At 66.7% G+C, this 14,818-nt stretch carries 15 protein-coding genes; 8 read left to right on the forward strand and 7 right to left on the reverse strand.

The annotated features are described in order from the left end of the window. Positions 1-19 precede the first annotated feature (19 nt). Entirely contained in the window at positions 20-1,591 is a 1,572-nt protein-coding gene (locus PV781_RS17990) for a proton-conducting transporter transmembrane domain-containing protein (RefSeq protein WP_274777020.1), read from the reverse strand. Positions 1,592-1,698: 107 nt separating this feature from the next. Here PV781_RS17990 and PV781_RS17995 point away from each other — a divergent pair, with 107 nt between their 5' ends. Together PV781_RS17995 and PV781_RS18000 are read left to right on the forward strand one after the other, a co-directional pair. Then, the gene (locus PV781_RS17995; protein WP_274777021.1) at positions 1,699-2,595 is read left to right on the forward strand and encodes a LysR family transcriptional regulator; all 897 of its coding nucleotides are present in this window, start codon (positions 1,699-1,701) and stop codon (positions 2,593-2,595) included. A gap of 81 nt (positions 2,596-2,676) precedes the next feature. Next, positions 2,677-3,252, forward strand: coding sequence for a carboxymuconolactone decarboxylase family protein (locus tag PV781_RS18000; RefSeq protein ID WP_274777022.1), 576 nt, complete (start codon positions 2,677-2,679; stop codon positions 3,250-3,252). A gap of 12 nt (positions 3,253-3,264) precedes the next feature. On the opposite strand, the gene PV781_RS18005 is transcribed toward PV781_RS18000, so the two are convergent. Further along, a complete protein-coding gene (locus PV781_RS18005; RefSeq protein WP_274777023.1) occupies positions 3,265-4,245 on the reverse strand; it encodes a helix-turn-helix transcriptional regulator in 981 nt (326 codons plus the stop codon). 291 nt (positions 4,246-4,536) lie between these two features. Next, a complete protein-coding gene (locus PV781_RS18010) occupies positions 4,537-5,358 on the reverse strand; it encodes an SDR family NAD(P)-dependent oxidoreductase (protein WP_274777024.1) in 822 nt (273 codons plus the stop codon). Positions 5,359-5,557: 199 nt separating this feature from the next. On the opposite strand from PV781_RS18010, the gene PV781_RS18015 reads away from it, so the two are divergent. Further along, a complete protein-coding gene (locus PV781_RS18015; RefSeq protein ID WP_274777025.1) occupies positions 5,558-6,433 on the forward strand; it encodes an IclR family transcriptional regulator in 876 nt (291 codons plus the stop codon). Continuing rightward, complete coding sequence (locus PV781_RS18020) at positions 6,430-7,305, forward strand: PCC domain-containing protein (protein WP_274777026.1); 876 nt, start codon at positions 6,430-6,432, stop codon at positions 7,303-7,305. The genes PV781_RS18015 and PV781_RS18020 overlap by 4 nt, the downstream gene beginning before the upstream one ends. Positions 7,306-7,314: 9 nt before the next feature. Here the strand turns inward: PV781_RS18020 and PV781_RS18025 are convergent, their stop codons facing one another. Next, on the reverse strand, positions 7,315-8,133 hold the full coding sequence (locus tag PV781_RS18025) for an HpcH/HpaI aldolase/citrate lyase family protein (protein ID WP_274777027.1): 819 nt from the start codon (positions 8,131-8,133) through the stop codon (positions 7,315-7,317). Further along, entirely contained in the window at positions 8,133-9,296 is a 1,164-nt protein-coding gene (locus PV781_RS18030; RefSeq protein WP_274777028.1) for an acyl-CoA dehydrogenase family protein, read from the reverse strand. The genes PV781_RS18025 and PV781_RS18030 overlap by 1 nt, the downstream gene beginning before the upstream one ends. Before the next feature lie 267 nt (positions 9,297-9,563). Between PV781_RS18030 and poxB the strand changes: the two genes are divergently transcribed. Then, on the forward strand, positions 9,564-11,291 hold the full coding sequence (poxB, locus tag PV781_RS18035) for a ubiquinone-dependent pyruvate dehydrogenase (protein ID WP_274777029.1): 1,728 nt from the start codon (positions 9,564-9,566) through the stop codon (positions 11,289-11,291). Positions 11,292-11,339: 48 nt separating this feature from the next. Here the strand turns inward: poxB and PV781_RS18040 are convergent, their stop codons facing one another. Further along, a complete protein-coding gene (locus PV781_RS18040; RefSeq protein ID WP_274777030.1) occupies positions 11,340-11,972 on the reverse strand; it encodes a glycosyltransferase in 633 nt (210 codons plus the stop codon). A gap of 363 nt (positions 11,973-12,335) precedes the next feature. Between PV781_RS18040 and PV781_RS18045 the strand changes: the two genes are divergently transcribed. Next, a complete protein-coding gene (locus PV781_RS18045; RefSeq protein WP_274777031.1) occupies positions 12,336-12,581 on the forward strand; it encodes a hypothetical protein in 246 nt (81 codons plus the stop codon). A gap of 62 nt (positions 12,582-12,643) precedes the next feature. Beyond that, complete coding sequence (locus PV781_RS24160; RefSeq protein ID WP_489667330.1) at positions 12,644-13,018, forward strand: hypothetical protein; 375 nt, start codon at positions 12,644-12,646, stop codon at positions 13,016-13,018. 41 nt (positions 13,019-13,059) lie between these two features. On the opposite strand, the gene PV781_RS18055 is transcribed toward PV781_RS24160, so the two are convergent. Beyond that, the gene (locus tag PV781_RS18055; protein ID WP_274777033.1) at positions 13,060-13,299 is read right to left on the reverse strand and encodes a hypothetical protein; all 240 of its coding nucleotides are present in this window, start codon (positions 13,297-13,299) and stop codon (positions 13,060-13,062) included. Between the two features lie 297 nt (positions 13,300-13,596). Between PV781_RS18055 and PV781_RS18060 the strand changes: the two genes are divergently transcribed. Continuing rightward, positions 13,597-14,769, forward strand: a complete 1,173-nt coding sequence (locus PV781_RS18060) for a glycosyltransferase (protein WP_274777034.1) — start codon at positions 13,597-13,599, stop codon at positions 14,767-14,769. Positions 14,770-14,818 lie beyond the last annotated feature (49 nt).

Here is a 14,818-nt window from a genome sequence, read left to right on the forward strand (position 1 = left end):
CCTTGTGGCACCGGGAGGATCAGGACGCGCTGCGGGTGGACCAGCCGCCCACCAGGCGGTCGAAGACGGCATTGGCGTAGAAGCCATTGGACAGGTGGACCCGCAGGCCGGCCGCGGCCGGGTGGTAGGCCCAGAGCGGGAACATGGCCTGCACCACCGCCACCAGCCCGAAGCTGGTGACCGCGAGGATCATCAGGCCCCATTCCAGCGCGCCCGGCGGTGGGGCGGCGGGAAGCAGCCCGGAGGTCACGTGCACCGCCGCCCATTGCAGGGCGAAATAGGCGGCCGAGGTGGCGAGCGCATAGGCGGCGGTGCGCCGGGTCAGCGCCCAGGGCGCGGCATCGGCAAAGCCTTGGGCCAGCATATAGGCGACGCCGAAGATGAGGATGGCGCCCAGCGCAATGGCCTGGGGCGACTTGTGGACGAGGCCGAAGCCGAGCCCCAACAGCACATAGATGCTGAGGCCCACCAGGAAAGCCCGTCCCACCGCCCGCGCATCGGGCACCGCGACCGGCCCCGGCCGGCGGATCGCCGCCACCCGTTCGACCGCACCGCCGGAGGCGAGGAAGGAATGGGCCTTGTAGAGCGAGTGCGCGAGGATGTGCAGCAGGGCCAGGGGAAAGAGGGCCAGGCCGCATTGCAGGATCATGAAGCCCATCTGAGCCACCGTGGACCAAGCGAGCGAGGTCTTCACCGCCGGCTGGGTCAGCATCACCAGACTGCCGAAGAGGGCCGTGAAGCCGCCGATCATGACCAGCCCCGCCAGCACCCATGGCGCCAGGAGAAGGACGTCGGCAAAGCGGATGAGCAGGAAGCCGCCCGCATTGATGACGCCCGCATGGAGCAGGGCGGAGACGGGGGTCGGGGCCTCCATCACCTCGGTCAGCCAGCCGTGGGTGGGGAATTGCGCGGATTTCAGCAGCGCGGCCACTGCCAGCAGGGCCGCCGCCGCCACCGCCAGGTTTCCGCCTTCCCCCAGCCGCGCTTCGGCGAGGATGTGGCCCACATCCGTGCTGCCATAGGCTGTCGCCATCAGGATCGCCGCCCCGACGAGGGCGGCGTCGCCGAGCCGGGCGGTGATGAATTTCTTGCGCGCCGCCCTCCGGGCGCCGGGGCGGCCGGGATAGAACAGCAGCAACCGATGCAGGAACAGGCTTGTGGCGATCCATGCGCACACCAGCTGGACGAGGTTGCCCGACATCACCAGCAGCAGCACCGCCGCCAGGGTGAGGCACAGCCAGCCGGTAAACGGCCCCTGGCGCGCCTCGCCGTCCAGGTAGGTCCGGGCATAGCGGATCACCACCCATCCGATGAACGTGACCAGGACCAGCATGGACAGGCTGACCACATCGAGCCGCCCCGAAAGGCCGAAGTTAAGGCCGCCGATCCCTACGCCAAGAAGCGGGCTCTCTGCGGCACCCGACAGAAGCAGCAGGGCGCCGCAGGCGAGGGCGACGGCGAAGGAAGCCAGCGCGGCCGCTTCTGCAAAAGCAGGGATGCGCTTGGGACGGGGCGCGGCATTGCTGAAGCTGAAGGCCGCGCACAGGATGAGCGGGGCGGGGGCGAGCAAGGGCAGGAACTGGGCGGGCACAATGGCTTCCCCTTCGATGCGAGGTTTGGTCGGCGATGACTCCTAAGGGGACCGATGCATCTATAAAAATTCATTGTTTTTGTTCTGTTGTTCGTTTTTATAGAAGGATGCGCGACCTTAACTTCAACCATCTCCGCTATTTCTGGGCCGTGGCCCATGCCGGCAGCCTGACGCGCGCGGCCGAGCAGATGCATCTGTCGCAATCGGCGCTGTCGGTTCAGATCCAGAAGCTCGAGCACCAGATGGGCCATGCCCTGTTCGAGCGGGTGGGCCGCAAGCTTGTGCTCACCGAGGCCGGGCAGATCGCCCTCGATTACGCGGATACAGTGTTCAAGGCCGGCGACGAGCTGATGAGCACGCTGCGCGGGCGGCCGGTGGCGAGCCGCCCGGTGCTGCGGGTGGGAGCGCTGACCACCTTGTCGCGCAACTTCCAGCTGGAATTCCTGCGTCCGCTGGTGGGGCGCTCGGACGTGGAATTGATCGTCCGGTCCGGCAACATCCGAGACCTCCTGGCGCAGCTGGAGGCCCATGCCCTCGATGTGGTGCTGGCCAACAGCGCCGCGCCCCGCGATGCGCGGTCCCCGTTCCGCAATCACCTTCTGGACGAACAGCCCGTGAGCCTGGTGGGCCGCCCGCGCGGCAGGCGGCGCGCCTTCCGATTTCCGGATGACCTGAAGACGGAGCCTGTTCTTCTGCCGAGCCTCGACAGCGAGATTCGCGTCGCCTTCGACCGCGTCGTGGAACTGGCCGGCATCCGGCCCACCATTCTCGCCGAGGTGGACGACATGGCCATGCTGCGCCTTCTGGCGCGGGAGCGGGAGGGCGTGACCCTGGTGCCGCCCATTGTGGTGCGCGACGAGTTGCAGGCGGGCATCCTGGTGGAGCATTGCCGCATCCCGGAGGTGTCGGAACGCTTCTATGCCATCGTGACCAAGCGCCGCTTTCCCAATCGCCTCCTCGCCGATGTGCTCGGCATTGCGACGGAGTCGGGCCAAAAGCCCTGATCTGGCTGTGAAAACGCCCTCTAGCCGGGACGGCGCAAGGGTGCCATATGGCTTCAACGCATGCCGACGGAGGAGGCACCCATGTCGCGTATCACCCTCAAGGGCCGCTCAGACCTGCCCGAGGCACTCCACCCGCTCTGGGACAAGATGGAGACCTATGGCGACTTCGCCGATCAGGCGGGCGTGATGGCCCACCGGCTGCCCATCTTCGAGCACACCTGGCGCCAGCTCACCGCGCTCGCGGACGAAGGCGTGCTGTCGAAGCGCTACCTGGAACTGGCCATCGTGACGGTGTCGCTGCTGAACCAGTGCGACTATTGCGTCTCCCACCACACGCCGAAGCTCGCGGTGCAGGGCATCTCACCGGAAGGCGCGCAGCGCCTCCTGGACTACCAGGATCATCCCGAACTCGATGCGGTGGACAAGCTGGTGGTGGAATATGCCATCGCGGTCACCAACAATTGGAGCCGCACCCGGGACGAGATTTTCGACCGCCTGAAGGCTCATTTTGACGAGGGCCAGATCGTGGAGCTGACCTGGCGCACGGCATTGTGCGGCGCCTTCAACCGCTTCAACGACATCCTGCAGGTGGAATTCGCGCAGCCGGCTTCCGCCTCCGCTCCGGTTGAGGCCCGCAAGCCCTCGCTGGTGGAGTGAAGACCGGCGAGGTCAACTCGGGTTGAGGTGCGGGGTCGTTCCCAGGAGCAAGAGAACCAGCTCGGCCTGACGGCTGGTGCCGGTCTTTGAGAAGATGCGCTTCATGTGCGTGCGGATCGTGGCCGCAGCGATCCCGAGCCGTGCCGCAGTGGCCTCAATGGTCAGGCCTTCCATCAGGGCCTGGGCCACCTTGGCCTCGGCGGGGGTGAGGTCGAACAGGCCGTGGAGCAGGTGGCGCGTGGGCACATCGGGGGCTTCCACCGGGGTCAGCGTGACAAGCGCTGTGCTGGTGGGGAAGAGGTCGTGCGCCTCCCTGCGGATGGGAACGAGATTGGCGATATAGGCGGGCCGCTCTTCCGTCGCGCGGATGGGCACCGACCTGACACCAGACGGTGCAGGCCGCGAGACCTCGTCCAGCCCGGCATGCAGCAGGGCATTGGCCGCCGGATCGCGCAGGACGAAGCGGTCGCCGCCGCCGGTGGTGAACACGTCCGTCCTTTTCTGAAGCAGGTCATTGGCCGCCAGGATACGCCCCCCTCTGCCGAGCGAGGCGGCGGGAATGCCGAGGGCCGCAAGAGTATTCACCCGCTCCCGCTCCCGCTGGAGGCCCAGCTGGGCGGAGATCAACGCGGCCCGCGCCATGTGCGGGCGCAGAGCGTCGAGCCGATCGAGCGTGGTGCGTTCGAAAGGGGAGGTGTCGAGGCCGCGGTTGAGGTCGAAGACGAGCATTTCCCCGGTGGGCAGCAGGATAACCGAGCCGGCGCTCCAGCCGATGCCATGGGGACGCAGAAGCTCGTTATAGATGGGGTCGCTGGCATGCTCTTCGGGGGTCAAGACATCCAGGTCCGAGAGCCAGCCGGCATGCATGCGGGCGAGGGAGCGGGCGGGGCGCACGTTGCGCTCCTGCATGCGCTGGTCGGAGGCCAGTTTCAAAACGGGGTCATATGCGGGTGTTGCGACCCAGCGCATCTCTCTCGCGCTGTCGATGGTCATTAAAGCTCCACCCCAGCACCCTGTCAGGGTGCAGAGCTGCGTAATCACCTTTGGCCAGTAAGCGGGAAGAACAGAAGCCTCATAAATGGCGTCTATTAACGCTGGGGAATCCTGAGGTCGCGAATCATACAAAGGGCATGTCCTCTGCGCGATCTGTCATCATGGAAGCCCGCTGCGTGCATATCCGGCACGGCTCGCGCACCCAGAAATCGGCAGGCTAAGGTTGCATTATGCGCGAGGGCGGACAGGGCGTTCAACCTCGATATGCTCCCCTGCAGGAGCTTGCGCGGGTCAGGCGGGCGCCACCATCTGGCAGCTCTGGCCGCCATCCACCGGCAGGCAGACGCCGGTGATGAAGCGCGCCTCGTCGGAAGCCAGGAACAAGGCGGCGTTGGCGATGTCCCAGGCATTGCCCATCCACCCCATGGGGATCATGGCCGCCCGCTTCTCCACCATCTCGGCCGTGGAGGCATACTGGCCCGCGATCTGCTTGTAGATGAGGGGCGTGTCCACGGCGCCAGGCACGACGCAATTGGCCCGGATGCCTTGCCGGGCATATTGCATGGCGATGGCGACGGTCGCCTGGTTCACCGCTGCCTTGGTGGCGCAATAGGCGAAATAGGGATAGCCGGTCCAGCGGATGGAGGCGATGGAGGAGATGTTGATGATCACCCCGCTCCGCCGTTCCGCCATGCCGGGCAGCACCGCCTTGCAGGTGCGGTAGACCGAGCCGAGATTGAGCGCGACGGAGGCCTCGAAGTCCTTTTCGCTCAACTCCGCCGGCCCGCCCATATGGGTGACGCCCACATTGTTGTGCAGCACATCAATGGCGCCGAAGCGGGTGATGGCGGCTGCCACGGCCCGGGCGACGGAGGCGCTGTCCGTCACGTCGGCTGCGATGGCCTCGGCGGCCCCTCCCTCGCCAGCGATGATGCTGGCCGTCTCCTCGGCAGCGGCGGCATTCAGGTCCACGCAGACCACCGAAGCGCCTTCCCGCCCATAGGCCACCGCGGCGGCCTTTCCGTTGCTCCAGCCGTCTCCCGATGATCCGGCACCGAACACGATGACAGTACGGCCGGCGAAACGCTGGCGGGACGTGGCAGTGTGGCTCATCGGCTGGACCTCCCTCGCACAGGCCCGCCAGAGGGAGCGGCCCATGCCTCTTATTCTCATCAAAAGTCCATAACATCCGGGCGCTGGTGCGGGCAATGTCGGGCAAGAGCGGGTGCAGGCTGCCTCGGACCTATGAAAATAAAAGAATTGATTGCCAATCGGATTGCCACGTATCACTCCATATTGTGGAGCATGTAGAATGAGTCAGCCGCTCGAGGGGGATGCGGAGGGGGCGCAGGATGCCGCCGGCGCGCAGAGCGTCGAGCGCGCAACCTCGCTGTTGATGCTGCTTGCGCGCTACCGCTCACATGGCGCGAGCCTGCGCGACGTGGTGGCCGATAGTGGCCTGAAGCAGCCCACCGCCCGCCGTTTGCTCCTTGCCTTGATGCGCACCGGCCTCGTGGAGCAGGACGCCGAGACCCGGCGCTATCTGCTCGGCCCCTCCTGCTATGTGCTGGGCACGCTGGCGGCGGACCGGTTCGGCATCCACGGCATGGCGTTGGAAGGGCTGGTTGCCTTGGCCCAGGCCTCGGGAGACAATGCCTTCCTCACCTTGCGCAGCGGCACGTACGGCGTGTGCGTCCACCGGCAGGAGGGGACTTATCCGATCCGCTCTCATGTCCTTTCTGCCGGGGATCGCCATCCCCTCCTGGTCGGCGCTGGAAACCTCGCCATCCTCGCCGCCCTTCCGGACCAGGAGGTGGATTTCATCATCGCCACCCATGGTGCGGCCTGTTTTGCCCGCTACCCGCATCTGTGCGAGCAGGGCCTTCGCGATGGCATTGCGGAAGCCCGTCAGCGGGGCTTCTCCGTCAATCGGGGAGCCATCTTTCAGGGGTCCTGGGGCATTGGAACCGTGGTGCGGGATGGCAGTGGCGCGCCGATCGCCGCGCTCTCCATCGCTGCCATCGAAGGGCGGCTGGATGAGGCGCGGCAAGACGAGCTGGGCGCGGCCCTGCTGAAGGAAGCCCGGGCGCTGGAGGCCCGGATGGCGGTCCTCTTGCCGCCAACGCTCCGCCAGGCGCCCGCGCGGGTGACGAAAAAATCCGATTTGAAGCACGGGGAAACGCCATGACATCGCCCTCCCGCCATATGGTCCATCCCGGCCCCGTCGCCGCGGAGCGGATGCCGAGCTTCGGCGGCCGCATGGAGCGGCTGGACCTGACGCTGGAACCTGGCCTCACCTTCTGCGAGGCCATTGCCCGGCCGCTGGTGGCGGCCGGGATCACCGCCGCCGGACTGGACCTCTCCGGTGTCGCCCTCGCCCCATTCCGTTATGTGCGCCCCTCCTTCTCGCCCGATGCGGAGCATGTGGCCTTCTATAGCGAGACCTTCGAGGCCCCCGCCGGCACTCACATCGAGGCGGCCCGCACCACGTTCGGTTATCGGGACGGCAAGCCCTTCGTGCACTGCCATGCCATCTGGGAGGAGGGCGGCGTACGCAAGGGCGGCCATCTCCTGCCCTTCGAGGCGGTCATTGCCGAGCCGGGAAAAGTGATTGCCTATGGCTGCCGGGAAGTGGCCATGGTGGCCTTGCCGGACACCGAGACCAATTTCACCCTGTTCGGCCCTACCGCAGCCGAGGGCATGCATCAGCCGGACGGCGATTGCATCATCGCCCGCGTGCGGCCCAATGAGGATCTGGTCGGCGCCGTCGAGGCGCTGTGCCGCCGGCATGGCGTGAGCGAGGGGCACGTGCGCAGCGGGGTCGGCAGCATCATCGGTGTGCAGTTCGAGGATGGGCGCAGCATCTGCGAGCATCCCACCGAGATCTTGATCGTCGACGGCACCATCACCCCCGACGCGGCCGGTCAGCCCAAGGCGCAGATCGGCATCGAGCTCATCGACACGCGCGGCGATGTGCACACCGGCACTCTGGCGCGGGGACAAAACCCCGTTCTCATCTGCCTGGAACTGGTGCTGGAGCGCACCGACGGGGCGCGCTGAGGCGCGCCGTCAGGCCTCGGCGGCGCGGGACAGGATGGCGCGGGCGCGGATGCGCACCGGCTCGTCCACCATGGCCCCATCCACCGCCGCCGCCCCCTCGCCGCTGGCCAGGACACGCTTCGCCCAGGCGATTTCCACCTCGTCCGGCGCAAAGCCCGAACGGATGGCGGAGATCTGCTTGGGGTGGATGGCAAGCTTGCCGGAAAAGCCCAGCGCACGGGCATAGCGGGCATCGCCCAGGGCTTCCGCCGCATCCTCGATGGACGTGGTGACACCGTCGATGGGTGCGCGGCAGCCGGCAAGCCGGGAGGCGAGCACCAGTTCCATGCGCGCCGGCAGCAGGGCCTCGCGCACATGGGCGCAGCCGAGGTCCGCGCAGAAGTCCACCGAGCCGAAGGCCAGCCGACCCACGGCCGGATGGGCGGCGAGCGCGCGCGCATGGGCGAGGCCAAGCGCGCTTTCCACCAGGGCGATGATGGGAATCTCGGGGCCGAGCCTGGCGGCAACCGCGTCCAATGTCTCCAGCTGTTCCGCCTTGGGCAGCAGGAGCGCGGCGGGCTTGAGGCGCGCGACGGCTGCCAGGTCGTCCCCATGCCACGAGGTCCCCGCAGCGTTGATGCGCACCAGGATGGGGCCTGTGCTGAAGGCGAGGGTGAGTGCCTCGCGCGCCATCTCCTTGGCATCTGGGGGCACGGCATCCTCAAGGTCGAGGATGACCGCGTCGGCCCCCGCTGCCGCTGCCTTGGCGTAGCGGTCCGGTCGATGTCCGGGAACGAAGAGGGGGATGGTGAAGTCCAGGCCGGGCTGGGGGGCGGGGAGGGGGCTCATCAGAAGGACCTCGGCAGGCCCAGCACATGCTCGGCCACATAGCTGAGGATCAAATTGGTGGAAATGGGCGCCACCTGATAGAGCCGGGTCTCGCGGAACTTGCGCTCCACGTCATATTCGCAGGCAAAGCCGAAGCCGCCATGGAACTGGAGGCAGGCATTGGCCGCCTCCCAGGATGCCTTGGCCGCCAGGTATTTCGACATATTGGCCTGGCTGCCGCAGGGCAGGTTGGCATCGAACAGCCGGCACGCCTCGAACCGCATGAGGTTGGCGGCCTCCACCTCGATGAAGGCTTCGGCGATGGGAAACTGTACGCCCTGGTTCTGCCCGATGGGTCGGCCGAACACGGTGCGCTCCTTGGTGTAGGCCGTCACCTTGTCGATGAACCAATAGCCGTCGCCGATGCACTCCGCCGCAATCAGCACCCGCTCCGCATTGAGCCCGGTGAGGATATATTTGAAGCCCTGGCCCTCCTCACCGATCAGGTTCTCCGCCGGGATCTCCAGATTGTCGAAGAACAGCTCGTTGGTCTCGTGATTGACCATGTTGAGGATGGGCCGGACGGTGAGGCCCTTGCCGATGGCGTCCCGCAGGTCGACGATGAAGATCGACATGCCCTCGGACTTTTTCTTCACGTCCTCAAGGGGGGTGGTGCGGGCCAGCAGGATCATCAGGTCGGAATGCTGGATGCGGGAGATCCACACCTTCTGACCATTGATGACGTAGCGGTCGCCCTTCTTCACCGCCGTGGTCTTGATGCGGGTGGTGTCCGTCCCGGTGGTGGGCTCGGTGACGCCCATGGACTGGAGGCGCAGTTCGCCGGAGGCGATCTTGGGCAGGTAGCGTCGGCGCTGCTCCTCCGAGCCATGCCGCACCAGCGTATTCATGTTGTACATCTGGCCGTGGCAGGCGCCCGAATTGCCGCCCGCCCGGTTGATCTCCTCCATGATGACGGAGGCCTCGGTGAGGCCCAGACCCGAGCCGCCATATTCTTCCGGGATCAGGGCCGCCATCCAGCCGGCCTTGGTCAAGGCATCGACGAATTCCTCGGGATAGCCGCGCGCTTCGTCCACCCGCCGGTGATACTCGGCCGGAAAACCCGCGCACAAGGCGCGCACTGCATCGCGAATGTCCTGGAACCTGTCGCTGCCAATGGTCTGCATGTGCCGTGGTCCTGTGCGCCTCGCGCGAAGGTGGCCGATGGCGGCCGGAGAGGGGAACGCATGCATACGGAGTGAGGCGCCATAAAGCGAATATCACTTTTCGTCGGGCGCTATAGCGAAACCCTATGGCGGGGGCGGATGCATTCTCCCCCCATAGCTTGGCGGCAGCGTCTTGAACCCGTCGTCCAATGGCCGATAGTGAGGACGGCACGAAAAAACCGGTGGGTGCTCAAAAAGACCAACCCCCGTCGCCAAAGAGGGAAAACCATGGCCAGCACCGTCGCCGACCTCATCGTCACCACCCTTCATCAAGCCGGCGTCCGGCGCATCTATGGCATCGTGGGAGACAGCCTCAACGGCTTGACGGAGGCCATCCGGCGCACCGGCGAGATGGATTGGATCCATGTGCGCCATGAGGAAAGCGCGGCCTTCGCGGCGGCCGGCGCGGCGCAGATCACGGGTGAGCTGGCGGTGTGCGCGGGCTCCTGCGGGCCGGGCAACCTGCATCTCATCAACGGCCTGTTCGACGCCCAGCGCAGCCGCACCCCGGTGCTCGCCATCGCCGCGCAGATCCCCTCTTCGGAGATCGGCGGCGGCTATTTCCAGGAGACGCATCCCCAGAACCTGTTCCAGGAATGCAGCGTCTACTGCGAGATGGTCTCCGACCCCGACCAGATGCCGTTCGTGCTGGAAAATGCCATCCGCGCCGCCGTCGGCAAGCGAGGCGTCGCGGTGGTGGTCATTCCTGGAGACGTGGCTCTGAAGCCCGCACCCACCCGCCAGCCTGCGCCGTGCCTTCTGCCCGCGCTGCCCGAGGTGCGTCCCGCCCAAGCCGAGATCGACAAGCTGGCGGCTGCCATGAACGCGGCCGGCAAGGTCACCTTGTTCTGCGGGCGCGGCTGCGCCGGCGCCCATTCCGAACTGATGGCGCTCGCCCAGAAGCTCAAGAGCCCCATCGTCCATGCCTTGGGTGGCAAGGAGTTTGTGGAGTACGACAACCCCTTTGATGTGGGGATGACAGGCTTCATCGGCTTTGCCTCCGGCTATGAGGCCATGCATTCCTGCGACCTGCTGGTGCTGCTCGGCACGGACTTCCCCTACAAGCAGTTCCTGCCCACGGGCATCAAGATCGCCCAGGTGGACCTGCGGCCCGAGCAATTGGGCCGGCGCTGCGCCATCGATCTCGGATTGGTGGGCGACGTGCGTCTCACGCTGGAGGCGCTGCTGCCCAAGCTCGCCGAGAAGACGGACGCCACCCATCTGGAGACCCATCTGGCGCACTACAGGAAGGTGCGCGCCGGCCTCGACGATCTCGCCCAGGGCACGGGCGGCCACCCGCCCATTCATCCCCAATATGTGGCGCGGCTCGTCAGCGAGGCGGCGGCGGATGATGCGGTCTTCACCTTCGACGTAGGCACGCCCACCATCTGGGCCGCGCGCTACCTGAAGATGAACGGTCGCCGTCGCATGGTGGGGTCGCTGGTGCATGGCTCCATGGCCAATGCCATGCCGCAGGCCATAGGCATCCAGGCGGCCGTGCCCAAGCGGCAGGTGATCTCGCTGTCGGGCGATGGCGGCTTCACCATGCTGATGGGCGACCTGATTACCCTGAAGCAGCACAAGCTGCCCGTGAAGGTGGTCATCTTCAACAATGGGGTTCTGGGGTTCGTCGCCCTGGAGATGAAGGCCGCCGGCTTCGTGGAAGTGGGGACAAACCTGGACAATCCCGATTTCGCCGCCATGGCGCGCGCCATGGGCATTCACGGCGTGCGGGTGGAGGATCCCGGCTATTTGGAAGGCGCCGTGAAGGAAGTGCTCGCCCATGACGGTCCCGCCGTGCTGGACGTGGTGACCGCCACGCAGGAACTCTCCATGCCCCCCACCATCGGACTGGAGCAGGTGAAGGGCTTCAGCCTGTGGATGATCAAGGCGGTCATGAGCGGGCGGGGCGATGAGGTGCTGGATCTCGCCGAGACCAACTTCCTCTCACGGTAGCCGGCCACTCCCACGTAGCCCCCGTCGCGACGCGCGACGGGGTCCCGTTCAACTGGCGGTGGCGGCGCGGTCTTCGTCCCAGGCGTCCGCTTCCGCCTGGTCGGCGATGAGAACCACCCGCGCCCGCAACACGTGGAGCCGGTGGCGGCTGACCCGTGTCGCCAGTTGCTGCTCGCTGGCCGCGCCGGCCCGGTGGCCGTTCAAGCGCTCATAGTGACGGCGGGAGATGAGCAGGCCTTGGCCGGCGCGGGCCCGGCCCAGAACTGCAAGCTGAAATGCACCGGCCAGTTCGCGAATGCGCGGGCGCAGCCCGTATCCGTCCACCGCCAGGCGGAACGTTGCCGCCACGCGGTCGGCGGCGCCCCGGCGCTCGGCCGTCTCCAGAAACTGCCCCACGTCGCGCGACCAGCCTTCCTCGAGCAGCGAATCAGGCTGGATGAACAGGAGCCATGGCGTGCGCACGGCCGACACACCCAGCCGCAAACGGTGGCCCAGGTCGGGGCCGCCCTGGATGAGCGCGCATCCCGCCGCATCGGCGATGGCGGGCGTGCCGTCGGTGGATCCGGCATCCACCAGCACCACCTCGCGTAGAATGCCCGCCGTCACACCCGGCACCAGGGCGGACAGCACGGGAACCAGTTCCCGTTCGGAGTTCAAGGTGGGGATGATGACGGAGATCAAGCCGGGGCAACCCTTTCGTTCCTCAAGCTATAAGGCCTGCTGCGGGTGGCGTCGATCCGTTCGCGCGGTTGCGAAACACATTTGCTGCGCCGCACCCTTGACAGGGCTCGGTCCCGCTGGCCTGCATCAGGTCCATGAACCTGTCTTCGCAGCAGCGGCCGGGACGGGCGGCGGCCCGGTTCCTGGCCATGTATTTCTGGCCGCGTATTTCTGGCCATGCATTTCTGGCCATGTGACTGCCGAAGCGGCACCCCGGCGCTCGCCTCAGGCGATGCTTCCTCAGGCACGAAACGGCGCCACCGGCTTGAGCGGCGGACCGCCCATGACATACGAGCCCGGACATCCGGGCAGGGAGGAGACTGAATGTCCTTCGACACTTGGGACAAGGACGAAGCCGGCCGCCTGAAGGTCTGGCCGCTTCACGCCTTCACCACCGCCATCTTCGACGGCAAGGCGGGAGGCGTGCGGTTCGAGGTGGGCATCGCAAAGGCGCCGGGGCTTCCCCTGCCGGCGGTGCAGATCGCGCTGGATCCCCAGCAATTGCGGGCACTGGCTGATGCGTTGGTGGAAATCGCCGACCGCATCGATCCGCCCGGACCCAGGAATTGAGGCGCGGGACGAGCCGGCTCCCCCTCTCGAGGGGGCCGTGTCGCGCGGCCATGCTGGCGGCCATGCTGGCTTTTGGTCACGTGGCCACCCCTGCCGGGGCGGAGAGCCTTCGGCCTGGCAGGCCTGTGGCCAATTTCTCGGAGCTCAGCCGGGCCCTGAGGGCCTGCTGGCAACCGCCCCCCGACAGCCCGGGGTCGGTCATCACCTTCCGCTTCGGCTTGGATGTGGCCGGCCGGCTGAAGGGAAAGCCGCTGGTGAGCTATTCTCGCCTGACTGGAGACGGTACGGCCCAACGACGCTTCGTTGCCGCCGCCCTCGGGGCGCTGGATGCGTGCACGCCCGTGCGCCTGTCGCCGGACTTCGCCCCCATTGCGGCCAGCCGGGTGCTGACCTTGACCTTTACCGCGCAGGAGAAGTCGCGGGAAATCCCCATCTGAGGCACAGGCCCGACCATCGCGGCCGAGCCTGCGCAGGACGCCTATTCGGCAGTCGCGATGACCGTCTCTGTTTCCTGCTTCTTGGGGGGCGCTCCCCGGGCCTGTTCCGCAGAGATCATCCGAATCAGGGACAATTCGGTGCGGATCACGCTCGCTTCGTCCGCCAGGGTCTCAAGCGCGAGGGCGACACGATCCACGGCGGTCAGGCCCTTGCGGGCCGTCTTGCGTTGATCCAGCACCTGCCGCAGCCCGTCAAAAATTTCCTTCACGCCCGCTGCCATTTGCCTTCCTATCCCACTTTGTCCGGAGGCCCGCCGCACCGTCCGGCCTTTGCATTCCATCTTGCCCGCTGCAAGTTCGCACAGGGCCGCCAGCGCAGGGGCCGCTCTCCCCATCGGATCGCGTCTGTGCATGCCGCCCGGCCGCGAGGGCATCATAGGAGAGCGAGAAGGGGGGAGGAAGGGCGTTGACGACAGGGCCTGTTCTTATTCCAGCTTGCGGCAAGACTGGCGCGGCATGCTAGCTTGCCGCGACTGCACCGGAATGTTCGGGGCATGGCGCGTTTTTGAAGGAAGATCATGGGGCTCGTCTTGTTCGCGTGGGAGCTGGGAGAGGGGATGGGGCATGTCTCCCGCCTTCTGCCGGTCGCAGAGGCGCTGGCCGAGCAAGGGCATACCTGCGTGTTTGCCGTGCGCAATCTGCTTCTGGCCTCGAAACCCATTCGCGACCGGGGGTTCTTCGTGGTTCAGGCTCCGTATGCCGTCACCCCCATAGGGCGGTTGCCTTACCGGATCGGCGCTTATGGCGACATCATGGGGATGGTCGGGTTCGACGAGCCTCAGCGCCTGGACGCCCTCGTGCACGGCTGGCAGGCGGTCCTGGACATGTTCAGGCCGGACCTCGTGGTCGGCGACTATTGCCCGGTGCTGGCACTCACCCTCTATGGCAGCGGAATTCCGCTGATGATCCTGGGGGACGGCTTCACCCTTCCGCTCCCCGTGGGCGATACCTTTCCCAGTTTCCCGGGCCGCACGGCGAGCCTGAGCGAGGAACAACTCCTCGCCAGCGTGGCCAGTGTCCAGAACAGCCGTGGCCGTCCGGTTCCTCCCACCTTGCCCGCCGTCTATTCCGAGGCGGACGGCGTGGTGGTGACGTTGCCCGAGCTTGATATCTACAGCGAGGGACGAGGAGAGGCGGCGCTCGGGCCGCTAGCCCCGCTCCCGCCTCCGGCGTCCCGCAGTCCGGTGCGCACCTGGTTCGCCTATCTGACCGCCGAATATGCCCACACCAGCATGATCCTGACCACGCTGGCCCAGCTCGACACCGACGGGTGCGCCTATGTGCGCGATATTCTGCCCAATGAGCGGGATCGGCTGCGGGCCATGGGGGTCAATATGCTCGACACCCCAGGGGACCTCACGCAGATCGTTCCCGAGAGCGCCATGGTGGTGCATCATGGCGGCCTTGGCACCATCGAGATGGCCCTTGCCATGGGGCGTCCGCAATTGCTGGTGCCCCGCCAGCTGGAGCAGACCTTGAATGCCAGCATGGTCGGGCAGTTCGGCCTCGCGCTCGGTCTGTCGGGATCCTTCAAGGCCGAGAATGTCCATACTGTCTATACGCGCATGCTGGACGACACGTCATTTGCGGCTTCGGCCACCCTGTTTGCCCATGGATTGACCTTGCGCGAGCCCGGCGGGAGCCTCGACAAAGTGGTGCAGAGGGCGGTCAATCATTTGGCGGGCGGCTGACCGGCCGGCGCGGAGAGTGTGCATCAACAAAAGGGCGCGGCCGGCCCGC

The sequence above is a fragment of the Aquabacter sediminis genome (assembly GCF_028863665.1).
In the GTDB taxonomy this organism is placed as follows: domain Bacteria; phylum Pseudomonadota; class Alphaproteobacteria; order Rhizobiales; family Xanthobacteraceae; genus L1I39.

Bases quoted from the DNA above. Each gene is read 5' to 3' on its own strand.
- PV781_RS18025 (WP_274777027.1), bottom strand. From the start codon at position 8,133: ATGAGCCCCCTCCCCGCCCCCCAGCCCGGCCTGGACTTCACCATCCCC.
- PV781_RS18060 (WP_274777034.1), top strand. From the start codon at position 13,597: ATGGGGCTCGTCTTGTTCGCGTGGGAGCTGGGAGAGGGGATGGGGCAT.
- PV781_RS18005 (WP_274777023.1), bottom strand. From the start codon at position 4,245: ATGACCATCGACAGCGCGAGAGAGATGCGCTGGGTCGCAACACCCGCA.
- PV781_RS18015 (WP_274777025.1), top strand. From the start codon at position 5,558: ATGAGTCAGCCGCTCGAGGGGGATGCGGAGGGGGCGCAGGATGCCGCC.
- PV781_RS18055 (WP_274777033.1), bottom strand. From the start codon at position 13,299: ATGGCAGCGGGCGTGAAGGAAATTTTTGACGGGCTGCGGCAGGTGCTG.
- PV781_RS24160 (WP_489667330.1), top strand. From the start codon at position 12,644: ATGCTGGCTTTTGGTCACGTGGCCACCCCTGCCGGGGCGGAGAGCCTT.
- poxB (WP_274777029.1), top strand. From the start codon at position 9,564: ATGGCCAGCACCGTCGCCGACCTCATCGTCACCACCCTTCATCAAGCC.
- PV781_RS18000 (WP_274777022.1), top strand. From the start codon at position 2,677: ATGTCGCGTATCACCCTCAAGGGCCGCTCAGACCTGCCCGAGGCACTC.
- PV781_RS18030 (WP_274777028.1), bottom strand. From the start codon at position 9,296: ATGCAGACCATTGGCAGCGACAGGTTCCAGGACATTCGCGATGCAGTG.
- PV781_RS18045 (WP_274777031.1), top strand. From the start codon at position 12,336: ATGTCCTTCGACACTTGGGACAAGGACGAAGCCGGCCGCCTGAAGGTC.
- PV781_RS17995 (WP_274777021.1), top strand. From the start codon at position 1,699: ATGCGCGACCTTAACTTCAACCATCTCCGCTATTTCTGGGCCGTGGCC.
- PV781_RS18020 (WP_274777026.1), top strand. From the start codon at position 6,430: ATGACATCGCCCTCCCGCCATATGGTCCATCCCGGCCCCGTCGCCGCG.
- PV781_RS18010 (WP_274777024.1), bottom strand. From the start codon at position 5,358: ATGAGCCACACTGCCACGTCCCGCCAGCGTTTCGCCGGCCGTACTGTC.